Here is a 26,321-nt window from a genome sequence, read left to right as displayed (position 1 = left end):
GCGAAAGCCCGAGCAACCGTACGGGGTCAAAGGGAGCAGGCAGGGCCTTGCTTGATCGCGGCTATTCTAACCAGTCCGAGAAAACGGCCACCTGCTTGCACTGGCCGGGATGCGCATCCCGGCCAGTGAGATCAAGTAAACCACATCTCGTCCACACAAGCCCGAGCATAAAGAAGGATGGCGAACCGTGACCCTATCGACAGCTGAAGGTTCCACGGTCGCAGCCCCTTTCAAAGACCAGACGAAACCGCCCTAAAAGCAGTCAGCCAGAAGCGCTCTGGTATTTTCGAGCGTCATCTCGACGGGATTGCCGCCCGTGCTCGGGTCCTCAAGCGCCATCGCCGCAAGTTCGGCGATGCGGTCCGGTGCAATGCCCATCGCCGTCAGGTTTTCCGGCACGCCGAGTGCTGACCTGAACTCGAGAATGAAATTAAAAAAGCCGTCATAACCACCGGAAATACCGAGATAATCGGATGCCAGTTTCAACTTTCCTTCAATCTTCTCGCGATTGAAGCGCAGCACCGGCGGCATGACCACGGCGTTGGTCATGCCGTGGTGGGTGTTGTAGACCGCGCCAAGCGGATGGGAGATCGCATGAATGGCGCCGAGCCCCTTCTGAAAGGCAACGGCGCCCATCGCCGCAGCACTCATCATTTCGGCACGGGCTTCCAGATCTTCCGGGTCATTGTAGGCGCGCGGCAGGTTGTCCTTCACCAGTCGCATGCCCTCCAGCGCGATGCCGTGCGACATCGGGTGGTAATGCGGCGAGCAATAGGCCTCCAGGCAATGGGCCAGAGCATCGAGCCCCGTACCGGCGGTGATGATTTTCGGCATGCCAACGGTCAGTTCCGGATCGCAGATCACCACGCCCGGCAGAAGCTTCGGGTGGAAGATGATCTTCTTCACATGGGTTTCGGAATTGGTGAGCACACCTGCCCGGCCGACTTCCGAGCCCGTGCCGGCAGTCGTCGGCACCGCCACGATCGGCGCAATCGCATCGGCATCGGCCCGGGTCCACCAGTCGCCGATATCCTCAAAATCCCAGACCGGCAGGCTCTGACCGGCCATCATCGCCACCAGCTTGCCGAGATCGAGCCCGGACCCGCCGCCAAAGGCGATCACGCCGTCATGCCCGCCCGCCTTGTAGGCGGCGATACCGGCGGCAAGGTTCTTCTCGTTGGGGTTCGGATCGACGTCTGAAAACAGCGCGCAATCCAGTCCGCTGCCGGAAAGGATATCGAGCGCATTTTGCGTGATCGGCAGGCTGGCCAGCCCCTTGTCTGTCACCAGCAGCGGATTTGTCATGCCGAGGCTCTTGCAGGCGTCAGTGAGTTCGGCGATGCGGCCCGCGCCGAACTTGATCGTGGTCGGATAACTCCAGTTGGCTGTGAAGCTCATTGTGTGACTTTCTTCAGATGGTACGACTTCGGACGGGTCAGGTTGTGGTAGCCGATAATGGAGAGCGAACCGCCACGGCCAGTGTTCTTGCAGCCCGTCCAGCACAGCGCCGGGTCCAGATAGTCGGCGCGGTTCATGAACACGGTTCCGGTTTCGATGCGGGCGCCGAGTGCCGCCGCACGCTCGGGATCGGCGGTCCACAACGATGCGGTCAGGCCGTACGGACTGTCATTCATCAGCGAAAGCGCCTCCTCGTCGGAGGAAACCTTCATGATGCCGACGACCGGGCCGAAACTTTCCTCGCGCATCACGCTCATGCTGTGATCGACATTCACCAGAACCTGCGGGGCAAGGTAAGTGCCGCCGTCATCCTCGGGAAACAGTTTCGGATCGACCAGCGGCGTTGCGCCGGCGGCGACCGCCTCTTCGACCTGCTTGCGCACGACCGCGGCAAAGCGCCGGTTTGCCATCGGGCCCAGCGTCGTCGCCTCATCCAGCGGATTGCCAAGTGTGTAGGCGGAAGCAAAGGCAGCCGCCTTTTCGACAAAGGCATCATAGAGGCTTGCCGTCACATAGATCCGCTCGATGCCGCAGCAGCACTGGCCGGCATTGTACATGGCGCCGTCCATCAGCGTTGCAACAGCCGCATCGAGATCGGCATCCTCCATGACATAGCCCGGGTCCTTGCCGCCAAGCTCCAGCCCCAAAGGCGTGAATGTCCCGGCGGCTGCGCGCTCCATCTGACGTCCGCCTTCAACCGATCCGGTGAAGTTTATGAAATCAAAGCTTTTTGCCGCAATCAGTTCAGACGTTGTCGCATGATCGAGAAACAGATTCTGGAACAAATATTCCGGGATCCCCGCCGACACGAACGCCGTAACGATGCGCTCGCCGACCAGCAGCGTCTGGCTGGCGTGCTTGATGATCACGGCATTTCCGGCAATCAGTGCCGGAACGATGGTATTGATCGCCGTCATATACGGATAGTTCCATGGCGCGATGACGAAGACGACGCCATGCGGTTCGCGCACGATGTAGCGACGGAAACTGCCGCTGTCTTCCAGCGCGATCGGCGCCAGCCCCTCCGCCGCAATACTGGCCATATAATCGGCGCGCTCGTTGACGCCGCCGAATTCGCCGCCATAACGCACCGGCCGGCCCATCATCCAGGCAAGCTCCTCAACCACTTCGTCGCTCATGGCATTGAGCGCCCTGATACCCGCCTGCACCAGCGAGACCCGCTCTTCCAGCGGCCGCTTCGCCCAATCCTTCTGGGCCGCACGCGCCCTTGTGACGGCAGCGCTTGCGGCGGCAGCGGAAACCGCCTCCCGCTCGGCATAGACCGATCCATCGATCGGCGAAATACATTGGATCATCGTCATGATCACCATCCTGTCATTTTCACTTTTATATCAAGAGGTAATGCCGTTTTCTTGCACCGATACGGCATCACCCCTTCAAGCCCTTTCAAATCCACGCGCAATCTCCCAGTCGGTGACGCGGCGGTCGTATTCTTCCTGTTCCCATTCGGCGGCGCGGCAATAGTGGTCGATGACACCGTCACCGAAAGCCGTTCGCAGCAGCTCCGAACCGTTCATGGCGGCGGCGGCGGCGCGCAGCGTCTTCGGGATTTCGCGGATATCGCCGCCCGCGCCATAGGCGTCGCCGACATAGGGTTCTTCCAGCGTCATCTGTTTTTCGATGCCATCGAGGCCCGCGGCAAGCTGGGCGGCGAAGGCCAGATAGGGATTGAGATCGGCCCCGCCGATGCGGCATTCGATGCGGATGCCCTTGGTCTTTTCCCCGCAGAGCCGGAAGCCCGCCGTGCGGTTGTCGCGCGACCAGATCGCCTTGGTCGGCGCGAAGGTGCCGGCCATGAAGCGTTTGTAGGAATTGATATAGGGAGCGAGAAAATAGGTGATTTCGGAGGAATGGGCGAGCAGGCCCGCCACATAGTGCTCCATCAGCTTCGACATGCCATAGGGCCCATCGGGATCGAAGAACAGCGGGGTCGTGCCGTCAGCGCTCCACAATGACTGATGCACATGGGAGGAATTGCCGGCGGCATCGTAATTCCACTTGGCCATGAAGGTCACGGCCTTGCCCTTCTGCCAGGCGATTTCCTTGCAGGCATTCTTGATGATGGCGTGGCGGTCGGCCATGGTCAGCGCGTCGGCATAGCGGACGTTCAGCTCCTCCTGCCCGGCATCCGCCTCGCCCTTGGAATTTTCGATCGGGATGCCCGCGCCCTGCAGGCCGTTGCGGATCGCCCGCATCACATCCTCTTCCTTGGTGGTCTGGAAGATGTGGTAATCCTCGTTATAGGCGCTCGACCGCTTCAGCCCGCGATAACCGGCTTCCTCGGCGCTTTCGAACGACTGGTTGAAGAGAAAGAACTCAAGCTCGGTCGCCATCATCGCGCGAAAGCCGAGCGCCTCAAGGCGGGCAACCTGCTTTTTCAGCAGCGCGCGTGGCGAATGCGCAACCTCGCCATGCGTGGCATGGTCTTCGACATCGCACAGCACGAGTGCCGTGCCTTCCAGCCAGGGAATGCGCCTCAGCGTGCCAAGATCGGGCTTCATCGTATAATCGCCATAGCCGGCGGCCCAGCTTGTTGATTCATAGCCTTCGACGGTGTGCATCTCCATGTCGGTGGCCTGCACATAATTGCAGCAATGGGTTTCGCGAAAACCGCTTTCAACGAAATATTCGGCGTGGAAACGCTTGCCCATCAGCCGGCCCTGCATATCCACCTGACAGGCAAGCACCGTATCGATCCGGCCTTCGGCCACGTCCCGTTTCAGTTCGTCGAATGTGTAGCTTGCGCTCATCAGGCTCACCTTGTGGTTCATGCATGCGTCCGGAACAGGAACGCTCCGGACGGTCAGTGTCAATGGCCTCGCCTCCTGTGGCGAGGACGTTGTTCATGGCCCTGCCCCTTTTGGGTGTCATGCTCGGGCTTGACCCGAGCATCCAGGCGACACGGAGAACCTTGCCTGGACTCTCGGGGCAAGCCCGAGAGTGACGCGAAAGAGAGGCACGGGTGACCGGCCCCCTCCCGGCAGCGACGTTAATCAGCCGGCGCGGTAGGGCGGGCCGGCTGCCTTCATGTCGGCCTGATACTGTTTCAGGATCTTGACCACTTCGGCCGTACGCTCGGTCTCGGCGGCAATCTCGTCCCAGAACGTATCGGCGGCGTCTTCGACCGTTTTCCATTCAGCATCGGGAATGGTGGTCAGTTCCAGCTTTTCGCCATGGGCGCGCAGCCGCGCCTCGCCGCCCCAATACCAATGCAGGCGGTGGAGATGCGAGGAATCCGTGCACATGCGGAACAGCACCTTCAGATGCTCCGGCACTTCGGCCCATTTGTCGGAGTTCACGAAGAACGAACCGCACCAGCCGCCGGAAATATTGTTGGTGAGGAAGTAATTGGTCACATCGGCCCAGCCGACGGTGTAATCCTCGGTAATGCCCGACCAGGCCAGGCCGTCAAGTTCGCCGGTCTGCATCGCCACCTGCACGTCTTCCCACGGCAGCGTGACCGGCACGACGCCGAACTGCGACAGGAACTTGCCGGCTGTCGGAAAGGTGAAGATGCGCAGGCCCTCGAGGTCGGACAGGCTCGTCACCGGATTGACGGTGGCGAAGTTGCACGGGTCCCAGGCGCCGGCAGAAATCCACTGCACGCCGACTTCCGCATAGGCCTTTTCCCAGATCTCGGCGAGGCCGTATTCGTAAAACAGCGTCGGCACATCGAGGCTGAATTTCGAGGCGAAGGGGAAATAGCCGCCGAACACCTTGATATCGAGCGGCGAGTTCATCGAGTCGTCATCGGACTGGACGGCATCGATGGTGCCGCGCTGCATGGCGCGGAACAGTTCGCCGGTCGGCACCAGCTGGTCGGCGGTGAACAGCTGGATTTCCATCTCGCCATTGGCCGCCGTGTTGAAAGCCTCGATCGACGGTTTGATGACGTGTTCGGCCAGCGCCGCTCCGGCATAGGTCTGCAGGCGCCAGGTGATCTTGCTCTGGGCGCGGGTGACGGCGGGGGCGGCAAGCGCCGTGGCGCCGGCTGCGGTCGCAAGGCCCGCATTCTTCAAAAAACTGCGTCTGTTGGTCATTGCTGCTTCCCTCTGTTTTGCTTCTCAGGTCGTTGAGACCCGGCCTTCTGCCGGGCCTTCCTTAACAAACGCCCGATCGAACGGACGCACACCAACGCGCTTCAGCCACTCCCCTCAGCGCGCATAGACGAGGTTCGGCAACCACAGGGCAATCTGCGGAAATGCCGTGACGATCGCCAGGCCGGTGATCATGATCATCACGAACGGCCAGACGGAGCGGTAAATATCGGTCAGCGAAATCTCCCGCGGGGCCATGGCCCGCATCAGGAACAGGTTGTAGCCAAATGGCGGCGTCATATAGGCGATCTGGCAGGTGATGGTGTAGAGCACGCCATACCAGACCAGATCGAACCCGAGATGGCCGACCAGCGGCACGTAAAGCGGCGCGACGATCACCAGCATCGCCGTGTCATCCAGAAACGTACCCATGATGATGTAGGAAATCTGCATCATGATCAGGATTTCCCAGGGGCCGAGGTCCCAGCGCTCCAGCAGCAGATGTTCCAGCGCGCGGACGGCGCCAAGCCCGTCAAACACCGCGCCGAAGCAGAGAGCGGCCAGAATGATCCACATGAACATGCAGGAAATGCCGAGCGTCTGCTCCATGGTGCGGTTCAAAAGCTTCCACGTCAGCCGCTTCTTGACGAGGGCTGCAACCAGCGCCGAGAGTGCGCCGATGGCGGCGCTTTCCGTCAGGCTGGTGACGCCCATCAGGAACAGGCCCATCATCAGGAAGAAAATCAGGAAGGGGATGATGCCGGCGCGCAGAAGCTTCAGCTTCTCGCCCAGCGGCATGTCGCGCTCTTCTTTCGGTAGCGACGGGCCGAGCGCGGGGTTCATGCGGCAGCGGATGATGATGTAGATGATGAACATGGCTGCCAGCAGCAGGCCGGGCAGTGCGCCTGCGACCCAGAGCTTGCCGACGGGCTGACGGGCGATCATGCCGTAAAGCACCAGCACCACGCTCGGCGGCACCAGAATACCGAGCGACGAGCCCGCCTGAATGACGCCGGACACCATGATCTTGTCATAACCGCGCCTGAGAAGTTCCGGCAGCGCGATGGTCGCGCCGATGGCCATGCCCGCCACAGAAAGTCCGTTCATGGCCGAAATCACCACCATCAGCGCAATCGTGCCGACGGCAAGCCCGCCCGGCAGACCGCCCATCCACACGTGAAACGCCTTGTAGAGGTCTTCGGCGATGCCGGATTCCGACAGCATGTAGCCCATGAAGATGAACAGCGGCAGCGTCAGCATCGGATACCACTTCATCAGCTTCATGCCGGCGGAAAAGCCGATTTCGTAGCCGCCCGTGCCCCACAGGAAAGCCGCCGCAACAACGCCGACAAACCCGATGGCAGCGAACACGCGCTGGCCGGTGAGCATGGTCAGCATCATCGAGAAGAACAGCAAAAGCGCGATCATTTCATAGGAAAGGCTCACGTGATCGGCCTCCCCAGCGCCTTTGCCAGATCCTTGAGGAAGATCGAGGTCGTCTGCAGGAACATCAGGAAAATGCCGATGACCATGGTGATCTTGATCGGCGCCATATAGGGCGACCAGCTGGAATAGGAGGTCTCGCCGTATTGCAACGCGTAGCTGGTCGAAGACACCCCGCCGATCATAAGAAAGATCAGATAGGTGAACAGCATGAATACCGTGACGGCGTCGACAACCGCCCGCTGGCGCGGCGACCAGCGGCCGTAGATGAGGTCCATGCGCACATGGCTGTCGAGCTGCAGCGAATAGGCGCCGCCGACGAGGTAGTAGGCCGTCATCACGAACTGGGCCATTTCCAGCGTCCACAGCGACGGATTGAAGAAGGTCTTGGAAACCGACGACCAGAGCAGGATGCCCATCATCACGAAAATCAGCCACATGGCGATGCGGCCGACCACGCGGTTGAAGCCGTCGATACAGCGCACATAGGTCTTGATCGCCTGCGGCATCAGGCCACCTCCCGCATGCTGTCGAGGCATTCGCTCAAAAGCCCCGCGACAAAACCCGCAACCGCGCCCTGCCCCGCCGCATCGGCGATCAGGTCGTTGCGGATCTCGATCATGACATTGAGCAGCCCGGGCTGCAGCGCATGGCGGCGCAGCGTGTGGGTCACGCCATCCACCGGCGCATAGGGCTCGTTGCGGCGAACGTCATAACCACCGGCAGCACCTGCCCTTTCCAGCATGCAATCGGCAAGCCTGCGGTCCCGGTCATGCAGAATGCCGATTTCGACATCGCGCTTTTTGCCCTTGAAGACGGGCGTGAAGGAATGGATCGTGACGATGATTGCCTTGCGCCCGGCAAGCGCGCGCTCATCCAGCAGCGTGTCGATGCGTTCGTGGAACGGCAGGTAAAGCGCCTCGGCGCGCTCGGCTCTTGCCACCGGGCCAAGGCCGCTATTGGCCGGCACGTCGTAAATCTCGCTGACATCCGGAATGGCATCCGCCGCTTCGGGCGGCCGGTTGCAGTCATAGACCAGACGGGAGAACCGCTGATGCACCAGCGTCGCATCGAGGGCCGCGCTCAAAAGCTTCGCAACCGCTAGCGCGCCCGGGTCCCAGGCGATGTGGCTTTCAAGCAGGTCAGCCGCCAGCCCCATGTCGCCGAGGCGTTCGGGAATGGCCCGGCCGGCATGTTCGCAAATCAGCATGATCCTGCTTTGGCCGGATGCGCGCTCGACAATGACGGGCGCACCATCGCGGGCGCTCAACAGCCCCGGCTTTCCCAACATCTGTTCCCCTGCATTTTCTGCATTTGGTTTTGTAAATAGTTCTTCAGAAAATGGTCGATGTCAATCAGTCAGTGAAAACTTCTATTCATATTTTCCATTGACGGACCGGCCGCGCCGTTCCTAAATGGCGGAAAAACAGGAGACGAAGATTGACCGATGGGTCCAGGACTGTCGCCGAGACAATCGCCGCGCGCTACGGCGAACTGACGCGTTCGGAAAAGCGCCTCGCCGATACGATCACCGAGAATTACCCGGTGTCCGGCCTCGGCAGCATCACCACGCTGGCGGAAAACGCCGATGTCTCGACCCCGACGGTCGCGCGCATGGTGCAAAAGCTCGGTTTCAAGGGCTATGGCGAGTTTCAGGCCCGCCTGCATCAGGAGCTGGAGGCGACGCTTTCCAACCCGATCGCGAAACATGACCGGCTGGCGCGCAATGTGCCCGACACGCATATCCTCAACCGCTTCGGCGAAGCGGCCATCGACAATATGCGCCGCACACTGTCACAACTCGATCAGGAGACGTTCGGTGGTGCTGCGGCGCTTCTCTCGGATCTCGACCGCGCCGTCTATTTCGTCGGCGGGCGCATCACCGGCGCGATTGCCGGTTATTTCTATACCCATATGCAGGTGATCCGGCCGAAGACGACGCTGATGTCGTCCAATTCCGGTTCATGGCCGCAACACATGCTGAACATGGCCAACGGCGATGTTCTGGTGATCTTCGACATTCGCCGCTACGAACAGGACATGGCCACACTGGCCCGCGTTGCCAGTGAAAACGGCGTCGAGATCATCCTGTTCACCGATCAGTGGGCCTCGCCGGTGACAAAATTTGCCCGCCACACCTTCCGCGTCAATATCGAGGCGCCGTCCGCTTGGGACTCGTCCGTGGTGACGCTGTTCGTGGTGGAGGCGCTGATCGAGGCGGTTCAGGCGAAAAGCTGGGACAAGACCCGCCAGCGCATCAGTCAGCTGGAAGGCCTGTTCGAGCAGAGCCGACTGTTCAGGCGTCCGGGGTGAAGCCCTTCAGATTGAAGTGGAAGCGGTCTACGAACTTTCCTGCATAGAGACCGAATTTGACACGATAACTTGACGGATCGATAGAAGATATCTCTCTTCCACCCTCACCGGAGTCATGTTCGGGCTTGCCCCACCGGTGTCCGGTTTAACGATCCGACCATAATTCCGGGCCTTCTGTTGACCACAACGCTTCCCACTTGGGTCATCCTCGTGCTTGACACGAGGATCCATGTCGTTCTCCACACATGACGCCGGTTACCGGTTTTTATCCCGAACCATACACCTCAATCGGTTTCTTATCGCGACCGTCACTGGATCCTCGTGTCAAGCACGAGGATGACGCCTGAGAGAGTGGCCGGCGTCACCCAAGCCGGTTCACAAACACGGTCACGACCGGCTTCTTGCCCCAGCACTCATTGGCCGCAGCGCGCACGGAACGGCGCACCGCTTCTTTGACCATTTTGAGATCCTTGCGGCGCGAGCGCGGAATGCTTTCGACAGCGCCCAGAACGGCGTCGAACAGCACGTCCTCCATCTTCTCGTCCTCGTCATCGAAGCCCGGCAGGCCGATCGGCACCACATCCGGATCGCCGGCGAACTCGAACTTGCTGTTCAGCAGAACATTGACCGCGACATGGCCGACGAAGGAGAGCTTGCGGCGCTCGCCGATGCCCATCTCGTCGAACCCACCGATCAGCTTGCCATCCTTGAAGATGCGGCCGGCCTCGACATGATCGATCACCTCCGGCTCGCCGGGAGCAAGGCGCAGCATGTCGCCGTTGCGCACGCGCGGCACATGGGCGATGCCCGACTGTTCGCCGAGTTCCTTTTGCGCCGTCAGATGTGCAGCCTCGCCATGGACCGGAACCAGAATATCGGGCCGGACCCATTCATACATCTGCTTCAGTTCATTGCGGCGGGGATGGCCCGACACATGCACCAGCGCTTCATTATCGGTGAGGATATGAACGCCCTGCTCGATCAGCCCGTTCTTGACGTCCTGTATCGCCTTTTCATTGCCGGGAATGGCGCGCGAGGAAAACACCACGAGATCGCCGGCAGCCAACGCGACATTGCGCATCTCGTCCCGCGAAAGCTTGGCAAGGGCCGCACGGCTTTCGCCCTGCGAGCCGGTGAGGATCGCCACCACCTTGTCGCGCGGGATATAGCCGAACTCGTCTTCATCGACGAAGGGTTTGACGCCTTCCATCAGCCCGATGTCACGGGCAACCTGAACGGCGCGCTTCAGCGAGGAACCGAGCAGCAGCACTTCCCGGCCGGCCTCTTCGGCAGCCTTGGCGATGGAACGAATACGGCCGATATTCGACGAAAAGCTGGTCAGCGCCACACGGCCTTCGGCATTCTCGATCACCTTGCGCAGGCTTTCGGAAACCTCCTGCTCCGACGGCGACACGCCATCGCGCAGTGCATTGGTGGAATCGCACATCAGCGCCAGAATGCCCTCGTCGCCAAGCGCGCGCAGACGGGTCTCGTCGGTCTTCGGCCCGAGCGACGGCGCCTCGTCGATCTTCCAGTCGCCGGTGTGGACGAGGTTGCCAAGCGGCGTGCGGATGCACAGCGCCATCGGCTCCGGAATCGAGTGATTGACGGCGACCGCCTCGACCGAAAACGGCCCGGCATTGATCGTGTCGCCCGCCTTGAAGATGGTGACGGGAATTTCGCCCATCGATTTTTCATAGGCGCGCTTGGATTCCAGCAGGCCTGCCGTGAACGGCGAGGCGTAGATCGGCACGTTCAGGCCCGGCCAGAGGTCGTTGATCGCGCCGAAATGGTCTTCATGCGCGTGGGTGATGATCATCGCCTTCAGATTGGCGCGCTGCTCGCGCACGAATTCGATGTCAGGGAGAATGAGGTCGACGCCGGGCAGATCCGCGCCCGGAAAGGTGACGCCGCAATCGACCATGATCCATTCGCGTTTTTCCGCGGGTCCATAGCCGTAAAGGGCAAGGTTCATACCGATTTCGCCCAGCCCGCCGAGGGGCAGGAAAACCAGTTCAGCGTTGTTGTCCGCCATTGAAGCGTTATCCAGTCTTGTTGTTTTCGAAGAAGACATCGCCGGCAGCAAAAGTGCGCGTGCCCTCTTCCGTTTCAAGTTTCAGCATCCCGGCATCATCAATGCCGGTAAAAAGCCCGAAGACCTGCTCGCGGGCCAGATTGATCGTGATCCGTTCGTTAATACCGCATGCGGCTGCACGCCAGCGCGCAACGGTTTTTCGCACGCCTTTTCCGCTATCCCAGATCGAAAGTTCTTCCGCCATGATCTCAAACAGATGGGCAAACAGAACGGCGGGGTCGGCGCCAGCCACATAATCGGCCAGTCTTGCAACCGGATATGGGGCGCTCTCCGGCGAAAATCCAACATTGACGCCGATACCCACGACAACGGCAAACCGGCCATCGGCCAGTTTCCGGCCTTCCAGCAGAATGCCGCACACTTTCTTGCGGTCGATCAGAACGTCATTGGGCCATTTGATCGCGACCTCGGCCGCCTGCCCGGCCATCATCCGCGTCACCGCCCCGTGAACGGCAACGGCGGCAACCAGCGGCAATGAAGACATCGCCGAAACAGGTGCGGGATCAATAAGCAGAAGCGAGGCATAAAGATTGCCTCGCTCCGAAACCCAGTTGCGTCCGCGCCGTGCCCGTCCGCCTGTTTGTCGTTCCGCTGTGATCCACAGGCCGCCGGGGTCGCCCCCCTCGGCCCGTTCCATCGCCTTCAGATTGGTCGAGACCACTTCGTCAAGCGCATCATGCCGATAGCTGCCAGCAGCCGCGGGCTTTCCCGCTGCCATCTAGAACAGCGCCGCTGCGGCTGCGCCGGCTGCCGAGTTCAGCGGGCCGCCGAACAGCAGGTAGCCAATGGCAAACAGACCACCGAGACCGAACACGAACCGCAACTCGCTTGCCACCCGCGAAAACTCCACGGCCGGCTCGTCGAACCACATCACCTTGACGACGCGCAGATAGTAGAACGCGGCCACGACGGAAGACAGGACACCGATGATGGCCAGCGTATAGAGCTTTGCATCGATCGCCGCCAGGAACACGAAGTACTTGCCGAAGAAGCCTGCAAGCGGCGGAACGCCGGCAAGCGAGAACATCAGCGCCGTCAGCACCACCGCCATGACCGGCTTGGTCCTGGAAAGACCGGCAAGATCGTCGATGTTCTCGACATTGCCGCCCTCTTTCAGACGCATCGCCATGATGACGGCAAATGTGCCGAGCGTCATGAACAGATAGATCGCCATGTAGATAACCACACCGCGGACACCGGTTTCGGTTCCTGCCGCAAGGCCGACAAGCGCATAACCCATATGGGTGATCGAGGAATAGGCCATCAGCCGTTTGATGTTGCGCTGACCGATGGCGGCGAATGCACCGAGCACCATCGAGGCAAGCGAGATGAAGACCACGACCTGACGCCACTGATCAATGGCCGGGCCGAAGGCATCGATCAGCAGGCGAATGATGATCGCCATGGCCGCAACCTTTGGCGCGGAGGCAAAGAAGGCCGTGACCGGCGTCGGCGCGCCTTCATACACATCCGGCGTCCACATGTGGAAGGGAACGGCGGAAATCTTGAAGGTGATGCCGGCCAGCACGAACACCATGCCGAAGATGAAGCCGAGACCGGTTTCGCCGAGCGAAATCTGATTGGCGACGGCCTCGAAACCGATATTGCCGGTAAAGCCGTAAATCAACGAAATGCCGTAAAGCAGCATGCCGGACGACAGCGAGCCGAGCACGAAATATTTCAGGCCCGCTTCGGTCGAGCGCAGGCTGTCGCGGTTGATCGCAGCGATCACGTAAAGCGGCAGCGACATCAGCTCGAGGCCCATGTAGAAGGCCAGCATGTCGTTGGCCGAGACCATCAGCATCATGCCGGTGGTCGACAGCAGCATCAGCACCGGAAACTCGAAACGGTCGAGATATTCCGGTTCTTCGTGGCCGACAGACAGGATCATCGACAGCGCCGCGCCGATCAGCACCAGAAGCTGCATGAAGCGGGTGAAGGCGTTGAAGGTGAGCGAGCCGTTAAACGCCTCGCCATTGCCCGCCCAGAACAGGAAGCCGCCGGCGAACAGCAGCAGGGCCACGGCAAGCGCGACGATGGTCGGCCCGCTCTTGCGGCCAGCAAAGGCTCCGATCATCAACAGGACCATAGCGCCAATCGAAAGGATCAGCTCCGGCATGATCAGCTTCAGACTTGAAAGTAGGAGTTCCGAGGTCATGTCCAAAAGATCCTGTCTCAGTATACCGGCAGCGCGATGTTCTTGGTGGCTTCCAGAACAGCGTCATAATGTTGAACGATCTGGGCGACCGGCCCGTGGATCGCCGCGAAAATCGGTTCGGGATATACACCGAAGAAAATCGTCAGAATGATCAACGGATACAGCACGAACTTCTCGCGCATGGAAAGATCGAGCAATGCCTTCAGGCTGTCCTTCTCCAGTGCGCCGAAAATCACCCGACGGTACAGCCACAGCGCATAGGCGGCCGAGAGGATGACACCCGTGGCCGCAAACACAGCCACCCAGGTATTGACCTGGAACACGCCGATCACCGTCAGGAATTCACCGATGAAGCCCGATGTGCCGGGAAGCCCGACATTGGCCATGGTGAAGATCATGAAGGCGACCGCGAATTTCGGCATATTGTGCACAAGCCCGCCGAATGCGGCGATCTCACGCGTATGCATGCGGTCATAGACGATACCGACGCAGAAGAACAGCGCACCGGACACGATACCGTGCGACAGCATCAGGAAGATGGAGCCCTCGATGCCCTCGGTGGTGGCCGAGAACATGCCCATGGTGACGTAGCCCATATGCGCGACCGAGGAATAGGCAATCAGCTTCTTCATGTCGGTCTGCATCAGCGCCACCAGCGAAGCGTAGATGATGGCGATGATCGACAGCGCGAAGATCAGCGGCGCGAAATAATAGGAGGCATCGGGGAACATCGGCATCGAATAGCGCAGCACGCCGAAGCCGCCGAGTTTCAAGAGAACACCCGCCAGCACGCCCGAGGCCGCCGTCGGCGCTTCCACGTGGGCGTCCGGCAGCCAGGTATGCACCGGCCACATCGGCATCTTCACCGCAAACGAGGCGAAGAAGCCGAGGAATAACCAGTATTGCATGTTGACCGGGAAATCATACTCCAGCAGCACCGGCACGCTGGTGGTGCCCGTCACCCAGTACATCGCCATGATCGCCAGCAGCATGAACACCGAACCGGCGAAGGTGTAGAGGAAGAACTTCAGCGACGCGTAGACGCGGCGGTCATGCCCCCAGATGCCGATGATCAGATACATCGGGATCAGTCCCGCCTCGAAGAAGACGTAGAACATCACGATATCGAGCGAAACGAACACGCCGATGATCAACGTTTCCAGAATGAGGAACGCAATCATGTAGGCCTTCACACGGTGCGTGATGGCCTCCCAGGAGGCGAGGATACACAGCGGCATCAGCACCGTGGTCAGCAGGATGAACAGCATCGAGATGCCGTCAACGCCGAGATGATAGGAAATCCCTGTGCCGAGCCAGGCATGGTTTTCGATCATCTGGAAGTTCGGATCGGCGGGATCGTAATTGACCCAGATAAACAGCGACACCACGAAGGTAAACAGCGTCGTCAGCAGCGCCACATTGCGAATGTTGCGCAGCCCCGCTTCATTGTCGTCGCGGGTAAACAGGATCAGCACCACGCCGACGAGAGGCAGGAAGGTGACTGTCGAGAGAATTGGCCAGTCGCTCATTACAGCGCCCCTCCGAGCATCATCCACGTTACAAGAGCGGCCAGGCCGATCAGCATTGCAAACGCATAGTGGTACAAATAACCGGACTGCAGCTTGACCACGCGGTTGGTGACATCAACGACCAGCGCCGCAATGCCGTTGGGTCCGAACCGGTCAATCACGCCGATATCTCCCTTCTGCCACAGGAAGTGCCCGAGCTTTTTCGCAGGGCGGACAAACAGGAAATCGTACAGTTCATCGAAATACCACTTGTTGAGCAGGAATGCGTAGATCCGCGGGAAGGCACGCGCCATCGCCGGCGCCGATGCCGGCTTGATCAGGTACATGTAGATCGCGACCACCGTACCGATCAGCATGGCGAAGAACGGCGACAGCTTGACCCACAGCGCCACGTGATGGTGCTCTTCCAGAACCTCGTTATGCGGCCCGGTAAACAGCGCACCCTTCCAGAACTCGCTGTAGTCATGGCCGTAGAAGAACTCGGCGAAGACCACACCGGCAAACAGCGCGCCGACCGACAGCACGATCAGCGGGATCAGCATGACCCAGGGCGATTCATGCACGTGATGCATGACGTCCGAGGAGGCACGCGGCTTGCCGAAGAAGGTCATGAAAATCAGGCGCCATGAATAGAACGCCGTCAGCACGGCGGCAATCACCAGTGCCCAGAAGGAGAAACCGGCCAGCGGGCTTGGCGAAACAAAAGCCGCCTCGATGATCGCATCCTTGGAGAAGTAACCGGCCGCACCGAAGATCGTGCCGGGAATGCCGACGCCGGTAATGGCGAGCGTGCCGAAGATCATGCCCCAGAAGGTGATCGGAATATGCTTCCTCAGACCGCCCATGCGGCGCATGTCCTGATCCCCGGAAACGGCATGGATGACCGAACCGGCGCACAGGAACAGAAGCGCCTTGAAGAAGGCGTGGGTGAACAGGTGGAACACGGCAGCGCCGTATGCCCCTGCCCCAAGGGCAGCAAACATGTAGCCGAGCTGCGAACAGGTCGAATAGGCAATCACACGCTTGATGTCGTTTTGCACCAGACCGATCGTCGCGGCAAACAGCGCGGTGACCGAACCGATCAGCGTGACGAAGGTGAGTGCCGACGGCGACAGTTCGAACAGCGGCGACATGCGCGCAACCAGGAAGACGCCGGCCGTCACCATGGTGGCGGCGTGGATCAGGGCCGAAACCGGGGTCGGGCCTTCCATCGCGTCCGGCAGCCAGGTGTGCAGCAGGAACTGCGCCGACTTACCCATGGCGCCCATGAACAGCAGCAGGCAGACCGCGGTGATGGCGTGCATCAGCGACAGGTCCATGCCGAGGAAGTGCAGCACCGGCGCCTGCTCGCCCGCAGCAACGGCAACCGCATGGTCGTCGGCAATGCGTTCGGCGGCGGCGAAGATCGGCTCGAAATTGATGGAATGCGCCAGGAAGAACAGGCCGGCAATGCCGAGCAGGAAACCGAAGTCACCCACACGGTTGACGATGAAGGCCTTCATCGCGGCAGCGCAGGCCGACGGCTTCTTGTACCAGAAGCCGATCAGAAGATAGGAGGCCAGGCCAACGCCTTCCCAGCCGAAGAACATCTGCAGCAGATTGTCGGCGGTGACCAGCGACAGCATCGCGAAGGTGAACAGCGACAGATAGGCAAAGAAGCGCGGACGATGCGGATCGTCGTGCATGTAGCCCACCGAATAAAGGTGGACGAGACAGGACACCGTATTGACCACGACCAGCATGACGGCGGTCAGCGTGTCGATCCTCAGCGACCAGGCAACATCGATATTGCCGGAGGAAATCCACTGCATCACCGGAACCTGGATTACCAGATCCTCTGCATGCGACAGGAAACCGACCGAGATGAACACGTACCAGGACAGGATGGCGGAAACGGCCATGAAGGCGATGGTCAGCCATTCGGTGGCCTTCGCGCCCATACGGTTTCCGAAGAGGCCTGCGATGAGGAAGCCGAGCAACGGCAGGAAAATGATGAGTTTGTAAATCATCTGGTAGTCAGCCCTTCATCATATTGACGTCTTCGACCGCAATCGAGCCGCGGTTACGATAAAACACCACGAGGATCGCCAATCCGATCGCCGCTTCGGCCGCTGCCACCGTGAGGATGAAAAGCGCGAAGACCTGACCGACCACGTCATTCAGGAACGAAGAAAACGCGACCATGTTGAGATTGACCGAAAGCAGGATCAGCTCAATGGACATGAGAATGATGATGACGTTCTTTCGGTTCAGAAAGATGCCGAAAACGCCGATCGTGAAAAGTATGGCACTGACCGTCAGGTAGTGGGAAAGTCCGATTTCCATTGCTCTGTCCTTGAGTCCGTATCCCTGCTAAATTCTCTTAAATTTACAGGCCCTGTCCGGGCTTGACCTTGACGGCCTCGTGCGCTGTTTCCGGCGTGCGCGCCACCTGCTTGCCGATGTTCTGGCGCTTGACGTCGGTGCGATGCTTCAGCGTCAGCACGATCGCGCCGATCATGGCCACCAGAAGGATGAGGCCGGCGACCTGGAAGAAATAGGCGTAATGCGTGTAGATCACATCGCCCAGCGTCTGAATGCTGGAGGATTCGGAAAGCGGCGCCATCGGCATCGCGGTATTGGCTGCGATCTCCGGGGAGATGAAGGTGCCGCCGACAACGATGATCAGTTCGGCCAGAAGCGCGACGCCGATCAGCGCGCCAATCGGCGCATAGCGCAAGATGCCGGATCTGAGCGCCGTGAAATCAATGTCGAGCATCATCACCACAAACAGGAACAGCACCGCGACCGCGCCGACATAGACGACGAGCAGCAACAGGCCGAGATATTCCGCGCCGGCCAGAATGAACAGCGCAGCGGCATTCACGAACACCACGATCAGAAACAGGACCGAATGGACCGGGTTCCGCGCGGAAATCACCATGAACGCCGAGGCCACGGCGATAAACGCGAAAATATAGAAAAAAAGAGCCTGGAGACCCATCTTGGTGCCTTCTCTTCCTGTACGCCGCGGGAACCCCGGACGCGTCTCATTGAAAAACCAGCCGACTTGGCCAGGCTTTCCGTTCTCAAATCGTCTCACCGGCCGGCTTTATGCCGCCCGGCCACTTATTGTTCAAATCTCAGCGATAAGGTGCGTCCATGGCGATGTTCTGCCCGATTTCGCGCTCCCACCGGTCGCCATTGGCGAGCAGGCGCTCCTTGTCGTAGTAAAGTTCTTCGCGCGTTTCGGTCGCGAATTCGAAATTCGGCCCTTCGACAATGGCCTCGACGGGACATGCCTCCTGGCAGAAACCGCAATAGATGCACTTCACCATGTCGATGTCGTAGCGCACCGTGCGGCGCGTGCCGTCATTGCGGCGCGGGCCGGCCTCGATGGTGATCGCCTGGGCGGGACAGATTGCCTCGCACAGCTTGCAGGCAATGCAGCGTTCCTCGCCGTTGGGATAACGACGCAGCGCATGCTCACCGCGAAAACGCGGGCTCACCGGTCCCTTTTCGAAGGGGTAATTGACCGTCGACTTCGGGGCGAAGAAGTAGCGCATCGTCAGAAAGAACGCGCCGACGAACTCCTTCAGGAAGACGGCATTGAAAGCCTGAGCAACAGAACCCATTTCAAATTCTCCAATCCGGCACTTCGAAAAGTACCATCAATCAGCCCACCCAGCCGGTCAGTTTAACAACGAAGGCCACGATGACGACCATGGCGAGCGACAGCGGAAGGAAGACCTTCCAGCCGAGACGCATCAGCTGGTCGTAGCGATAACGCGGCACGAATGCCTTCACCATGCCGAACATGAAGAAGCACAGGCAGACCTTGATCAGGAACCAGATCACGCCGGGAACCCAGTTCAGCACCGGCACATCCAGGATCGGCAGCCAGCCGCCGAGGAACAGCGTCGTGGTCATCGCGCACATCAGGACGATGGCCGCATATTCGCCGAGCATGAACATCATGTACGGGGTCGAGCCATATTCCACCATGAAGCCGGCAACCAGTTCCGATTCCGCTTCCGGCAGATCGAAGGGCGGACGGTTGGTTTCGGCAAGGGCGGAGATGAAGAACACGATGAACATCGGGAACAGCGCCAGCCAGTTCCAGTCAAGGAACGAGTTGGGCAGGCCGAGCATGGTGCCGAGGCCGGTTTCCTGTGCATAGACGATATCCGAAAGGTTCAGCGAGCCGACCGTCAGCAGCACGGTAACGATCACAAGCCCGATCGACACTTCGTAGGACACCATCTGCGCGGCAGAGCGCAGCGAGCCGAGGAAGGCGTATTTCGAGTTCGACGCCCAGCCGCCCATGATCACGCCGTAGACCTCAAGCGAGGAAATCGCGAAAACATAGAGAATGCCGATATTGATATTGGCAATCACCCAGCCATCGGCCACCGGCATCACCGCCCAGGTGGCCAGCGCCAGCGTCACCGTGATCAGCGGCGCCAGCAGGAACACGACCTTGTCGGCACTGGCCGGAATGATCGGCTCCTTCAGCACGAACTTGAACAGGTCGGCAAAGGACTGGAACAGGCCAAACGGCCCAACCACATTCGGTCCGCGCCGCATCTGCACGGCGGCCCAGATCTTGCGGTCGGCCAGCAGGATGAATGCGATACCGACGAGCAGAAGGACCAGCAGCAGCAGCGACTGACCGACCATGATCAGTCCGGGCCAGAGATAGGTTGAGAGAAAAGAATCCATTGTTCGGTCCTTATTCCGCCGCTGCCTTGAAATTATTGCGCGCCAGCGCCGAGCATTCGGCCATCACGGCAGAGGCCCGGGCAATCGGGTTGGTCAGGTAGAAATCGGTGATCGGCGAGACGAAACCGGCTTCGCCCAGGTCCCCACCCTTCGATGCCGCCGTTTCGACCGCCTTGATATCAGCGTCAGCGACCGCGTCAAGCGCAGCAAGGTGTGGATATTCGCCATAAATCGCTGCACGCAACGCCATCAGCGAGTCGTAGGGCAGCGTCTTGCCGAGAATGCCGGAAAGCGCACGCAGCACCGCCCAGTCCTCGCGGGCGTCACCCGGCGCAAAGCCTGCGCGGCTGGTCATCTGCACGCGGCCCTCGGTGTTGACGTAGGTGCCCGACTTTTCCGTATAGGTCGCAGCCGGCAGAACCACATCGGCATTCATCGCGCCGGCATCGCCGTGCGAGCCGATATAGACGGTGAACCCGGCCTTTTTGGCGGAGAAATCAAGTTCGTCGGCGCCAAGCAGGAACAGAACGTCGGTATCGCCCAGCATCTGGGCCGCGGTCTTGCCGCCCTCGCCCGGCACGAAGCCGATATCGAGACCGCCGACGCGCGATGCTGCGGTATGCAGCACGGCAAAGCCGTTCCAGTCTTCGCTCACCGCACCGACATCGCCGGCAAGCTGAGCCGCCTTAGCCAGCACCGCCGCGCCGTCTTCGCGGGTCAGGGCGCCCTGCCCGATCAGAACGATCGGACGCTCGGCGTTCTTCAGCACGTCGAGAAAACCGAGCGAACCGGAAGCCAGATCGGAAAGCGTCTGGGGACCGGCGCCGAGATACTCGTAGTCGTAACGCAGGTCGGCATGTTCGCCGATCACGCCGATCGGGAAATTGCCCTTGCGGAAACGCTTGCGGATACGGGCGTTGAGAACCGATGCCTCGAAGCGCGGATTGGCGCCGATAATCAGCAGAGCGTCAGCGTTTTCAATGCCTTCGATCGTCGGGTTAAACAGGTAGCTTGCGCGGCCAAGCGACGGATCAAGCGCCGTCCCGTCCTGCCGACAGTCGACATTGACCGAACCGAGCGAGGCCATCAGCCCTTTCAGCGCATACATTTCCTCAACCGTGGCCAGATCGCCGGCAATCGCGCCGATCCTGTCGCCGGAAACACCGTCGACGGCGGACTTGATCGCGGCAAAGGCATCGTTCCAGTTGGACGCCTGAAGACGGCCGTTGACGCGGATATAGGGCTTGTCGATGCGCTGGGTGCGCAGACCGTCCCAGATGAAGCGGGTCTTGTCGGAGATCCACTCCTCGTTCACCTCTTCATTGACGCGCGGCATGATACGCATCACTTCGCGGCCGCGCGTATCGACGCGGATCGCCGAACCGACGGCATCCATCACGTCGATGGATTCGGTCTTGTTCAGCTCCCACGGACGAGCGGTGAAGGCGAACGGCTTGGAGGTCAGCGCGCCGACCGGGCAAAGGTCGACGACATTACCCTGCAGCTCCGACGTCATCGCCTGTTCCAGATAGGTGGTGATCTCGGCATCCTCGCCGCGGCCGATCAGGCCCAACTCGGAAATTCCGGCCACTTCCGTGGTGAAGCGGACGCAGCGCGTGCAGTGAATGCAGCGGTTCATCACCGTCTTGACCAGCGGGCCGATATACTTGTCCTCAACGGCGCGCTTGTCTTCCTGATAGCGCGAAGCGTCGATGCCGAAGGCCATGGCCTGGTCCTGCAGGTCGCATTCGCCGCCCTGGTCGCAGATCGGGCAGTCGAGCGGATGATTGATGAGCAGGAACTCCATCACCCCTTCGCGCGCCTTCTTGACCATCGGCGTCTTCGTGTAGATTTCCGGCAGCGAGCCATCCGGTCCGCCGCGAATATCCTTGACCCCCATGGCACAGGAGGCTGCCGGCTTCGGCGGCCCGCCCTTCACCTGGATCAGGCACATGCGGCAATTGCCGGCAATCGACAGCCGCTCGTGAAAGCAGAAGCGCGGAATTTCGGCGCCCGCCGCCTCCGCCGCCTGCAGCAGCGTATAGTGGTCGGGAACCTCGATTTCGTTGCCGTCAACAATCAGATTTACCATATCCGTTCTTCCCGCTTCGCCGACGATCCAAAGGCCGCCGACAGTCCATTCTCGCTTGCGTGCGCCCGGTCAGGGCCTCGTCTCAAGCCTTATGTTCTTTCCACAGCGCCAGCATTGCGCCGACATCGATGCCTTCGACCGTCATGCCGTCGAGACGGCAATCGCTGATCGAGACACCGGAGAGATTGGCATCCGTCACCACCATGCCGGAGAAGTTGGCGTTGTTCACGCGCCACCCCGACATATTCACATTCTCGAACCCGCACCCCGACATGTTCACATCATCGAAGCTGGAGCCGGACAACGTGATACGATGATACTTGCCGCCCGAGAGATTGACGTTCTCATGGGAAACCCCGGACAGGTTGACATCGTCGAAGCTCGATCCCGAAAGATCGCTTTTCCTTGCGTCGATGCATGTGGCCTGTCCGTGGATGTCCATCCCCCTACTCCGCCGCTTCCATCACCGCGCCTTCCGACGTGGCATTGGCCGTGTACTGGTCAATCCGCTTTTCGATTTCCGGACGGAAATTGCGGATCAGGCCCTGGATCGGCCACGCGGCGGCATCGCCGAGCGCGCAGATCGTGTGGCCTTCCACCTGTTTGGTGACCTCGAACAGCATGTCGATTTCGCGCTTCTGGGCGCGGCCTTCGACCATGCGTTCCATCACCCGCCACATCCAGCCGGTGCCCTCGCGGCACGGCGTGCACTGGCCGCAGCTTTCATGCTTGAAGAATTCGGCCAGCCGCGCGATCGCCTTGATGATATCGGTCGACTTGTCCATGACGATGGCGCCGCCGGTCCCGAAGGAGGATTTGACTTCCTTCAGGCCATCGAAATCCATCTGCACATCCATCATGTCCTCGGCCTTGACCACCGGGCAGGATGCGCCGCCGGGGATCACCGCCAGCAGATTGTTCCAGCCGCCGCGAATGCCGCCGCAATGCTTTTCGATCAGCTCGCGGAAGGTAATGCCAAGGCTTTCCTCAACCACGCAGGGACGGTTCACATGGCCGGAGACCATGAACACCTTGGTGCCGACATTGTTGGGACGGCCAAAGGAGGAGAACCAGCTTGCGCCACGTCTGAGGATCGTCGGCGCGACCGCAATCGATTCGACGTTGTTGACCGTGGTCGGAAGACCGTAAAGGCCCATATTCGCCGGGAATGGCGGCTTCAGACGGGGCTGGCCCTTCTTGCCCTCAAGGCTTTCCAGAAGCGCCGTTTCCTCGCCGCAGATGTAAGCGCCTGCGCCGTGGTGGACGATCACGTCCATGTCCCAGCCGCACTTGTTGTTCTTGCCCAGAAGGCCGGCATCGTAACATTCGTCGATCGCCGCCTGCAGCGCCTCACGCTCGCGCATGAACTCGCCGCGGACATAGATATAGGCCGTATGCGCCCCCATACCGACGCCGGCAAGCAGGCAGCCCTCGATCAGATGGTGCGGATCATGACGCATGATCTCGCGGTCCTTGCAGGTGCCGGGCTCGGATTCGTCAGCATTCACAACAAGATAATGTGGACGGTCATCCTTGGGCATGAACGACCATTTCAACCCTGTCGGAAAGCCCGCGCCGCCACGGCCGCGCAGCCCCGAATCCTTCATTTCCTGAACGATCCAGTCGCGGCCCTTGTCGACCAGCGCCTTGGTATTGTCCCACGAACCACGCGCCATCGCGCCCTTCAGGGACGTGTCCCGATGGCCGTAAAGGTTGGTGAAGATGCGATCCCTATCCTTTAACATGCTTCACTCCTAGCGCGCTGTTCTGCCGAATACTTTTTCATATTCCTCGATGCCGCCCTTGGCCAGCACTCCGGCCTGACGCACCCATTCGTCACGTTCGATGCGACCGCCGAGCTTCAGCGATTCATTGACCCAGGCGCATTCGCCGGGCGTCCATGCCGCAATCTGCTCGAACTTGTAGATGCCGATATCGTTGAGAAGCTTCTCGATCTTCGGGCCGACGCCGGACATCATTTTCAGATCGTCAGGGTCTTCCGGCTTCTCTTCGGCGGCCGGCGGGCGATCGCCCTTGGCGCCGTTGATCGCTTCGGGCGAACCGGCGTCGTCTTCGGTCTCGTCCTCACGGGCCGTTACCGCATCGTCGTCATCATCCGTCAGCGAGGTGAAGCCGCCTTCAGGGGCGGAAAACCAGCGGTCGATCTGCGGACCGGGCTTGATTTCGTCACCGCGACCGGCCTCGAATGCATCGATGATTTCCTCAAGCCGTTCCGGCGTCAGGTCTTCATAGGCGTCCTTGAAGATCATCACCATCGGCGCGTTGGCACAGGCGCCCTGGCATTCGACCTCTTCCCAGGACAGCGTGCCATCGGCATTCGGCTCAAGCGCTGCCGCGCCGATCTTCTTCTTGCAGACATTGATCAGGTCGCCGGCCCCGCGCAGCATGCAGGGCGTCGTGCCGCATACCTGGATATGGGCCTTGGTGCCCACCGGCTTCAGCTGGAACTGGGTATAGAAGGTTGCGACCTCGAGCACCCGGATCAGCGGCATGGACAGCATGTCGGCGACCTTTTCGATCGCCGCGCGCGTCACCCAGCCTTCCTGTTCCTGCGCGCGCATCAAAAGCGGGATGACGGCGGATTGCTGGCGGCCTTCGGGATATTTCTTGATCGTGGCTTCGGCCCAGGCGGCATTCTCGTCTGAAAACGCAAATGCGGCAGGCTGGACATTCTCTTCGGCTAGTCGACGAACGGACATGCTCTCTTATACCTCTTCGGAGGTTTTAGTCACAGCTCTCGCATATCCCATGTTCTGGTACCGGCCTTCAACCGGTCCGGGACAGCAAAAAGCGGTTCTTGAAAGTTCAAAGGCGTCTGGCTTCACCGGTCCACCTCACCGAACACGATGTCGAGCGTCCCGATAATGGCGGTGACGTCGGCAAGCTGATAGCCCTTCGACATGAAGTCCATTGCCGAAAGATGGGCAAAGCCCGGCGCGCGGATCTTGCAGCGGTAAGGCTTGTTGGTGCCGTCGGACACCAGATAGACGCCGAATTCGCCCTTCGGCGCTTCAACGGCGGCATAAACCTCACCTTCCGGCACATGATAGCCTTCGGTGTAGAGCTTGAAGTGATGGATCAGCGCTTCCATCGAGCGCTTCATCTGCGCGCGCTTGGGCGGTACCACCTTGCCGTCCATGGAATTGAACGGGCCGGTCTTGGCATCGCCCAGAAGCCGCTCGACGCACTGCTTCATGATCTTCACCGATTCGCGCATCTCGTTGATGCGCAGAACCCAGCGGTCATAACAGTCGCCATTCTTGCCGATCACAACATCGAAATCGAGATCGGAATAGCATTCATAGGGCTGCGCGCGGCGCAGATCCCAGGCAGCACCCGAACCACGCACCATCGGGCCGGAAAAGCCCCAGGCGAAGGCATCGTCAAGCGAAACAACGCCGATATCGACATTGCGCTGCTTGAAGATGCGGTTGCCGGCCAGAAGCGCCTCGATGTCATCAAGGCGCGCCGGGAACTGCTCGCACCACTTGCCGATATCCTCGACCAGTTCCGGCGGAAGATCCTGATGCACGCCGCCGGGGCGGAAATAGGCCGCATGCATGCGCGCGCCACAGGCCCGCTCGTAAAACACCATCAGCTTTTCGCGCTCTTCAAAGCCCCACAGCGGCGGGGTCAGCGCGCCGACGTCCATGGCGGCGGTCGTCGAGTTCAAAAGATGGTTGAGAACACGGCCGATTTCGGAAAACAGCACGCGGATGAGCTGCCCGCGGATCGGGATCTCGACCTCCAGCAGCTTTTCCACGGCAAGCGCGAAAGCGTGTTCCTGGTTCATCGGCGCCACGTAATCGAGGCGGTCGAAATACGGCACGGCCTGAAGGAAGGTCTTGCTCTCGATCAGCTTCTCGGTTCCGCGGTGAAGCAGGCCGATATGCGGGTCGACACGTTCTACGATCTCGCCGTCCAGCTCCAGCACCAGACGCAGCACGCCGTGGGCAGACGGATGCTCCGGGCCGAAATTGATCGTGAAATTGCGGACATTATGTTCAGTCATGCCGATGGATCCTGTTGTGCAGCATAAGCCGCAAAGAATTCTGCGGACGTCATCTTCTTGGTCTCGTTGGCGAAGGCGTAGTTGTCCGGCTTTTCGTCGATGAAAATCTCGCTGGTGAAGCGGAAGACACCCGGTGCATCGAAAGCATGGGCGGAAACGACAATGTCGGAACCATCCTGCATGCGCCAGAAAAGCGTCGTTCCGCAGGTCTTGCAGAATACGCGCTCTCCATACTCGGACGATTTGTAGACGCCGAGCATGTCCCCGTTTTCGACGTCCACGGCCGTGCCGCATTCAACACCGAGAAAACCGGCACCACCGCTCCAGCGACGGCACAGGCCGCAATGGCAAACGCCCATCTCATCGTTTACCGGGACAGCGGTAAAACGAATCGCAGCACAGATACAGCCGCCAGAAAGCCGTTCAGCCATCACACGCTCC

The 26,321-nt window shown here is 60.3% G+C and carries 23 protein-coding genes; 1 reads left to right on the top strand and 22 read right to left on the bottom strand.

Annotation, left to right across the window (positions count from 1 at the left end; translation table 11 throughout):
- Positions 1–252 precede the first annotated feature (252 nt).
- From ABID12_RS19550 to ABID12_RS19520, 7 genes are all read right to left on the bottom strand, one after another.
- Entirely contained in the window at positions 253–1,398 is a 1,146-nt protein-coding gene (locus ABID12_RS19550; protein WP_354435743.1) for an iron-containing alcohol dehydrogenase, read from the bottom strand.
- On the bottom strand, positions 1,395–2,780 hold the full coding sequence (locus ABID12_RS19545) for an aldehyde dehydrogenase family protein (RefSeq protein ID WP_354435742.1): 1,386 nt from the start codon (positions 2,778–2,780) through the stop codon (positions 1,395–1,397). The genes ABID12_RS19550 and ABID12_RS19545 overlap by 4 nt, the downstream gene beginning before the upstream one ends.
- 75 nt (positions 2,781–2,855) lie before the next feature.
- Entirely contained in the window at positions 2,856–4,229 is a 1,374-nt protein-coding gene (locus tag ABID12_RS19540; protein WP_354435741.1) for a glutamine synthetase family protein, read from the bottom strand.
- Positions 4,230–4,472: 243 nt separating this feature from the next.
- A complete protein-coding gene (locus ABID12_RS19535; RefSeq protein ID WP_354435740.1) occupies positions 4,473–5,519 on the bottom strand; it encodes a TRAP transporter substrate-binding protein in 1,047 nt (348 codons plus the stop codon).
- A 114-nt stretch (positions 5,520–5,633) separates the two neighbouring features.
- Positions 5,634–6,944, bottom strand: coding sequence for a TRAP transporter large permease (locus ABID12_RS19530; protein WP_354435746.1), 1,311 nt, complete (start codon positions 6,942–6,944; stop codon positions 5,634–5,636).
- A 14-nt stretch (positions 6,945–6,958) separates the two neighbouring features.
- Complete coding sequence (locus ABID12_RS19525) at positions 6,959–7,468, bottom strand: TRAP transporter small permease subunit (protein WP_354435739.1); 510 nt, start codon at positions 7,466–7,468, stop codon at positions 6,959–6,961.
- Positions 7,468–8,250, bottom strand: coding sequence for an N-formylglutamate amidohydrolase (locus ABID12_RS19520; RefSeq protein ID WP_354435738.1), 783 nt, complete (start codon positions 8,248–8,250; stop codon positions 7,468–7,470). Before ABID12_RS19520 ends, ABID12_RS19525 begins: the two co-directional genes overlap by 1 nt.
- Before the next feature lie 149 nt (positions 8,251–8,399).
- Here ABID12_RS19520 and ABID12_RS19515 point away from each other — a divergent pair, with 149 nt between their 5' ends.
- Complete coding sequence (locus tag ABID12_RS19515) at positions 8,400–9,272, top strand: MurR/RpiR family transcriptional regulator (protein WP_354435737.1); 873 nt, start codon at positions 8,400–8,402, stop codon at positions 9,270–9,272.
- Positions 9,273–9,633: 361 nt separating this feature from the next.
- On the opposite strand, the gene ABID12_RS19510 is transcribed toward ABID12_RS19515, so the two are convergent.
- The 15 genes from ABID12_RS19510 to ABID12_RS19440 all read right to left on the bottom strand — a co-directional run bounded on the left by ABID12_RS19510 (position 9,634) and on the right by ABID12_RS19440 (position 26,311).
- The gene (locus ABID12_RS19510) at positions 9,634–11,307 is read right to left on the bottom strand and encodes a ribonuclease J (protein ID WP_319519610.1); all 1,674 of its coding nucleotides are present in this window, start codon (positions 11,305–11,307) and stop codon (positions 9,634–9,636) included.
- Positions 11,308–11,314: 7 nt separating this feature from the next.
- Positions 11,315–12,085 carry a biotin--[acetyl-CoA-carboxylase] ligase gene (locus ABID12_RS19505; protein WP_354435736.1) on the bottom strand — a complete coding sequence of 257 codons (771 nt, stop codon included), beginning with the start codon at positions 12,083–12,085 and terminating at the stop codon, positions 11,315–11,317.
- Positions 12,086–13,525, bottom strand: a complete 1,440-nt coding sequence (nuoN, locus tag ABID12_RS19500; protein ID WP_354435735.1) for an NADH-quinone oxidoreductase subunit NuoN — start codon at positions 13,523–13,525, stop codon at positions 12,086–12,088.
- Between the two features lie 17 nt (positions 13,526–13,542).
- A complete protein-coding gene (locus tag ABID12_RS19495) occupies positions 13,543–15,054 on the bottom strand; it encodes an NADH-quinone oxidoreductase subunit M (RefSeq protein ID WP_319519607.1) in 1,512 nt (503 codons plus the stop codon).
- On the bottom strand, positions 15,054–17,063 hold the full coding sequence (gene nuoL, locus ABID12_RS19490; protein WP_106301217.1) for an NADH-quinone oxidoreductase subunit L: 2,010 nt from the start codon (positions 17,061–17,063) through the stop codon (positions 15,054–15,056). The genes ABID12_RS19495 and nuoL overlap by 1 nt, the downstream gene beginning before the upstream one ends.
- A 7-nt stretch (positions 17,064–17,070) precedes the next feature.
- Positions 17,071–17,379: an NADH-quinone oxidoreductase subunit NuoK gene (gene nuoK, locus ABID12_RS19485; RefSeq protein ID WP_106301220.1), complete on the bottom strand. Its 309-nt coding sequence runs from the start codon at positions 17,377–17,379 to the stop codon at positions 17,071–17,073.
- Between the two features lie 43 nt (positions 17,380–17,422).
- Positions 17,423–18,037, bottom strand: coding sequence for an NADH-quinone oxidoreductase subunit J (locus tag ABID12_RS19480; RefSeq protein WP_354435734.1), 615 nt, complete (start codon positions 18,035–18,037; stop codon positions 17,423–17,425).
- A 139-nt stretch (positions 18,038–18,176) separates the two neighbouring features.
- Positions 18,177–18,668 carry an NADH-quinone oxidoreductase subunit NuoI gene (nuoI, locus tag ABID12_RS19475; RefSeq protein ID WP_319519606.1) on the bottom strand — a complete coding sequence of 164 codons (492 nt, stop codon included), beginning with the start codon at positions 18,666–18,668 and terminating at the stop codon, positions 18,177–18,179.
- Positions 18,669–18,708: 40 nt separating this feature from the next.
- Complete coding sequence (nuoH, locus tag ABID12_RS19470) at positions 18,709–19,755, bottom strand: NADH-quinone oxidoreductase subunit NuoH (protein WP_354435733.1); 1,047 nt, start codon at positions 19,753–19,755, stop codon at positions 18,709–18,711.
- A gap of 10 nt (positions 19,756–19,765) precedes the next feature.
- On the bottom strand, positions 19,766–21,847 hold the full coding sequence (gene nuoG, locus ABID12_RS19465) for an NADH-quinone oxidoreductase subunit NuoG (protein ID WP_354435732.1): 2,082 nt from the start codon (positions 21,845–21,847) through the stop codon (positions 19,766–19,768).
- A gap of 82 nt (positions 21,848–21,929) precedes the next feature.
- On the bottom strand, positions 21,930–22,289 hold the full coding sequence (locus tag ABID12_RS19460) for a pentapeptide repeat-containing protein (RefSeq protein WP_354435731.1): 360 nt from the start codon (positions 22,287–22,289) through the stop codon (positions 21,930–21,932).
- A gap of 4 nt (positions 22,290–22,293) precedes the next feature.
- Positions 22,294–23,592, bottom strand: a complete 1,299-nt coding sequence (nuoF, locus tag ABID12_RS19455; RefSeq protein ID WP_319519603.1) for an NADH-quinone oxidoreductase subunit NuoF — start codon at positions 23,590–23,592, stop codon at positions 22,294–22,296.
- A gap of 9 nt (positions 23,593–23,601) precedes the next feature.
- Positions 23,602–24,567, bottom strand: coding sequence for an NADH-quinone oxidoreductase subunit NuoE (gene nuoE, locus ABID12_RS19450; RefSeq protein ID WP_106301239.1), 966 nt, complete (start codon positions 24,565–24,567; stop codon positions 23,602–23,604).
- Between the two features lie 122 nt (positions 24,568–24,689).
- Complete coding sequence (locus ABID12_RS19445; RefSeq protein WP_106301242.1) at positions 24,690–25,880, bottom strand: NADH-quinone oxidoreductase subunit D; 1,191 nt, start codon at positions 25,878–25,880, stop codon at positions 24,690–24,692.
- Positions 25,877–26,311 carry a GFA family protein gene (locus ABID12_RS19440; protein ID WP_354435730.1) on the bottom strand — a complete coding sequence of 145 codons (435 nt, stop codon included), beginning with the start codon at positions 26,309–26,311 and terminating at the stop codon, positions 25,877–25,879. The genes ABID12_RS19445 and ABID12_RS19440 overlap by 4 nt, the downstream gene beginning before the upstream one ends.
- Positions 26,312–26,321: the final 10 nt, after the last annotated feature.

This window comes from Martelella mangrovi, from assembly GCF_040545495.1.
In the GTDB taxonomy this organism is placed as follows: Bacteria; Pseudomonadota; Alphaproteobacteria; order Rhizobiales; family Rhizobiaceae; genus Martelella; species Martelella mangrovi.
The sequence above is the reverse complement of the archived record's forward strand: the minus strand, read 5'-3'. Positions and strand labels throughout refer to the sequence as shown.

Excerpts from the sequence above, each read along its gene's own strand:
- ABID12_RS19550 (WP_354435743.1), bottom strand. The coding sequence starts at position 1,398 with ATGAGCTTCACAGCCAACTGGAGTTATCCGACCACGATCAAGTTCGGC.
- ABID12_RS19545 (WP_354435742.1), bottom strand. The coding sequence starts at position 2,780 with ATGACGATGATCCAATGTATTTCGCCGATCGATGGATCGGTCTATGCC.
- ABID12_RS19540 (WP_354435741.1), bottom strand. The coding sequence starts at position 4,229 with ATGAGCGCAAGCTACACATTCGACGAACTGAAACGGGACGTGGCCGAA.
- ABID12_RS19535 (WP_354435740.1), bottom strand. The coding sequence starts at position 5,519 with ATGACCAACAGACGCAGTTTTTTGAAGAATGCGGGCCTTGCGACCGCA.
- ABID12_RS19530 (WP_354435746.1), bottom strand. The coding sequence starts at position 6,944 with ATGATCGCGCTTTTGCTGTTCTTCTCGATGATGCTGACCATGCTCACC.
- ABID12_RS19525 (WP_354435739.1), bottom strand. The coding sequence starts at position 7,468 with ATGCCGCAGGCGATCAAGACCTATGTGCGCTGTATCGACGGCTTCAAC.
- ABID12_RS19520 (WP_354435738.1), bottom strand. The coding sequence starts at position 8,250 with ATGTTGGGAAAGCCGGGGCTGTTGAGCGCCCGCGATGGTGCGCCCGTC.
- ABID12_RS19510 (WP_319519610.1), bottom strand. The coding sequence starts at position 11,307 with ATGGCGGACAACAACGCTGAACTGGTTTTCCTGCCCCTCGGCGGGCTG.
- ABID12_RS19505 (WP_354435736.1), bottom strand. The coding sequence starts at position 12,085 with ATGGCAGCGGGAAAGCCCGCGGCTGCTGGCAGCTATCGGCATGATGCG.
- nuoN (WP_354435735.1), bottom strand. The coding sequence starts at position 13,525 with ATGACCTCGGAACTCCTACTTTCAAGTCTGAAGCTGATCATGCCGGAG.
- ABID12_RS19495 (WP_319519607.1), bottom strand. The coding sequence starts at position 15,054 with ATGAGCGACTGGCCAATTCTCTCGACAGTCACCTTCCTGCCTCTCGTC.
- nuoL (WP_106301217.1), bottom strand. The coding sequence starts at position 17,063 with ATGATTTACAAACTCATCATTTTCCTGCCGTTGCTCGGCTTCCTCATC.
- nuoK (WP_106301220.1), bottom strand. The coding sequence starts at position 17,379 with ATGGAAATCGGACTTTCCCACTACCTGACGGTCAGTGCCATACTTTTC.
- ABID12_RS19480 (WP_354435734.1), bottom strand. The coding sequence starts at position 18,037 with ATGGGTCTCCAGGCTCTTTTTTTCTATATTTTCGCGTTTATCGCCGTG.
- nuoI (WP_319519606.1), bottom strand. The coding sequence starts at position 18,668 with ATGGGTTCTGTTGCTCAGGCTTTCAATGCCGTCTTCCTGAAGGAGTTC.
- nuoH (WP_354435733.1), bottom strand. The coding sequence starts at position 19,755 with ATGGATTCTTTTCTCTCAACCTATCTCTGGCCCGGACTGATCATGGTC.
- nuoG (WP_354435732.1), bottom strand. The coding sequence starts at position 21,847 with ATGGTAAATCTGATTGTTGACGGCAACGAAATCGAGGTTCCCGACCAC.
- ABID12_RS19460 (WP_354435731.1), bottom strand. The coding sequence starts at position 22,289 with ATGGACATCCACGGACAGGCCACATGCATCGACGCAAGGAAAAGCGAT.
- nuoF (WP_319519603.1), bottom strand. The coding sequence starts at position 23,592 with ATGTTAAAGGATAGGGATCGCATCTTCACCAACCTTTACGGCCATCGG.
- nuoE (WP_106301239.1), bottom strand. The coding sequence starts at position 24,567 with ATGTCCGTTCGTCGACTAGCCGAAGAGAATGTCCAGCCTGCCGCATTT.
- ABID12_RS19445 (WP_106301242.1), bottom strand. The coding sequence starts at position 25,880 with ATGACTGAACATAATGTCCGCAATTTCACGATCAATTTCGGCCCGGAG.
- ABID12_RS19440 (WP_354435730.1), bottom strand. The coding sequence starts at position 26,311 with ATGGCTGAACGGCTTTCTGGCGGCTGTATCTGTGCTGCGATTCGTTTT.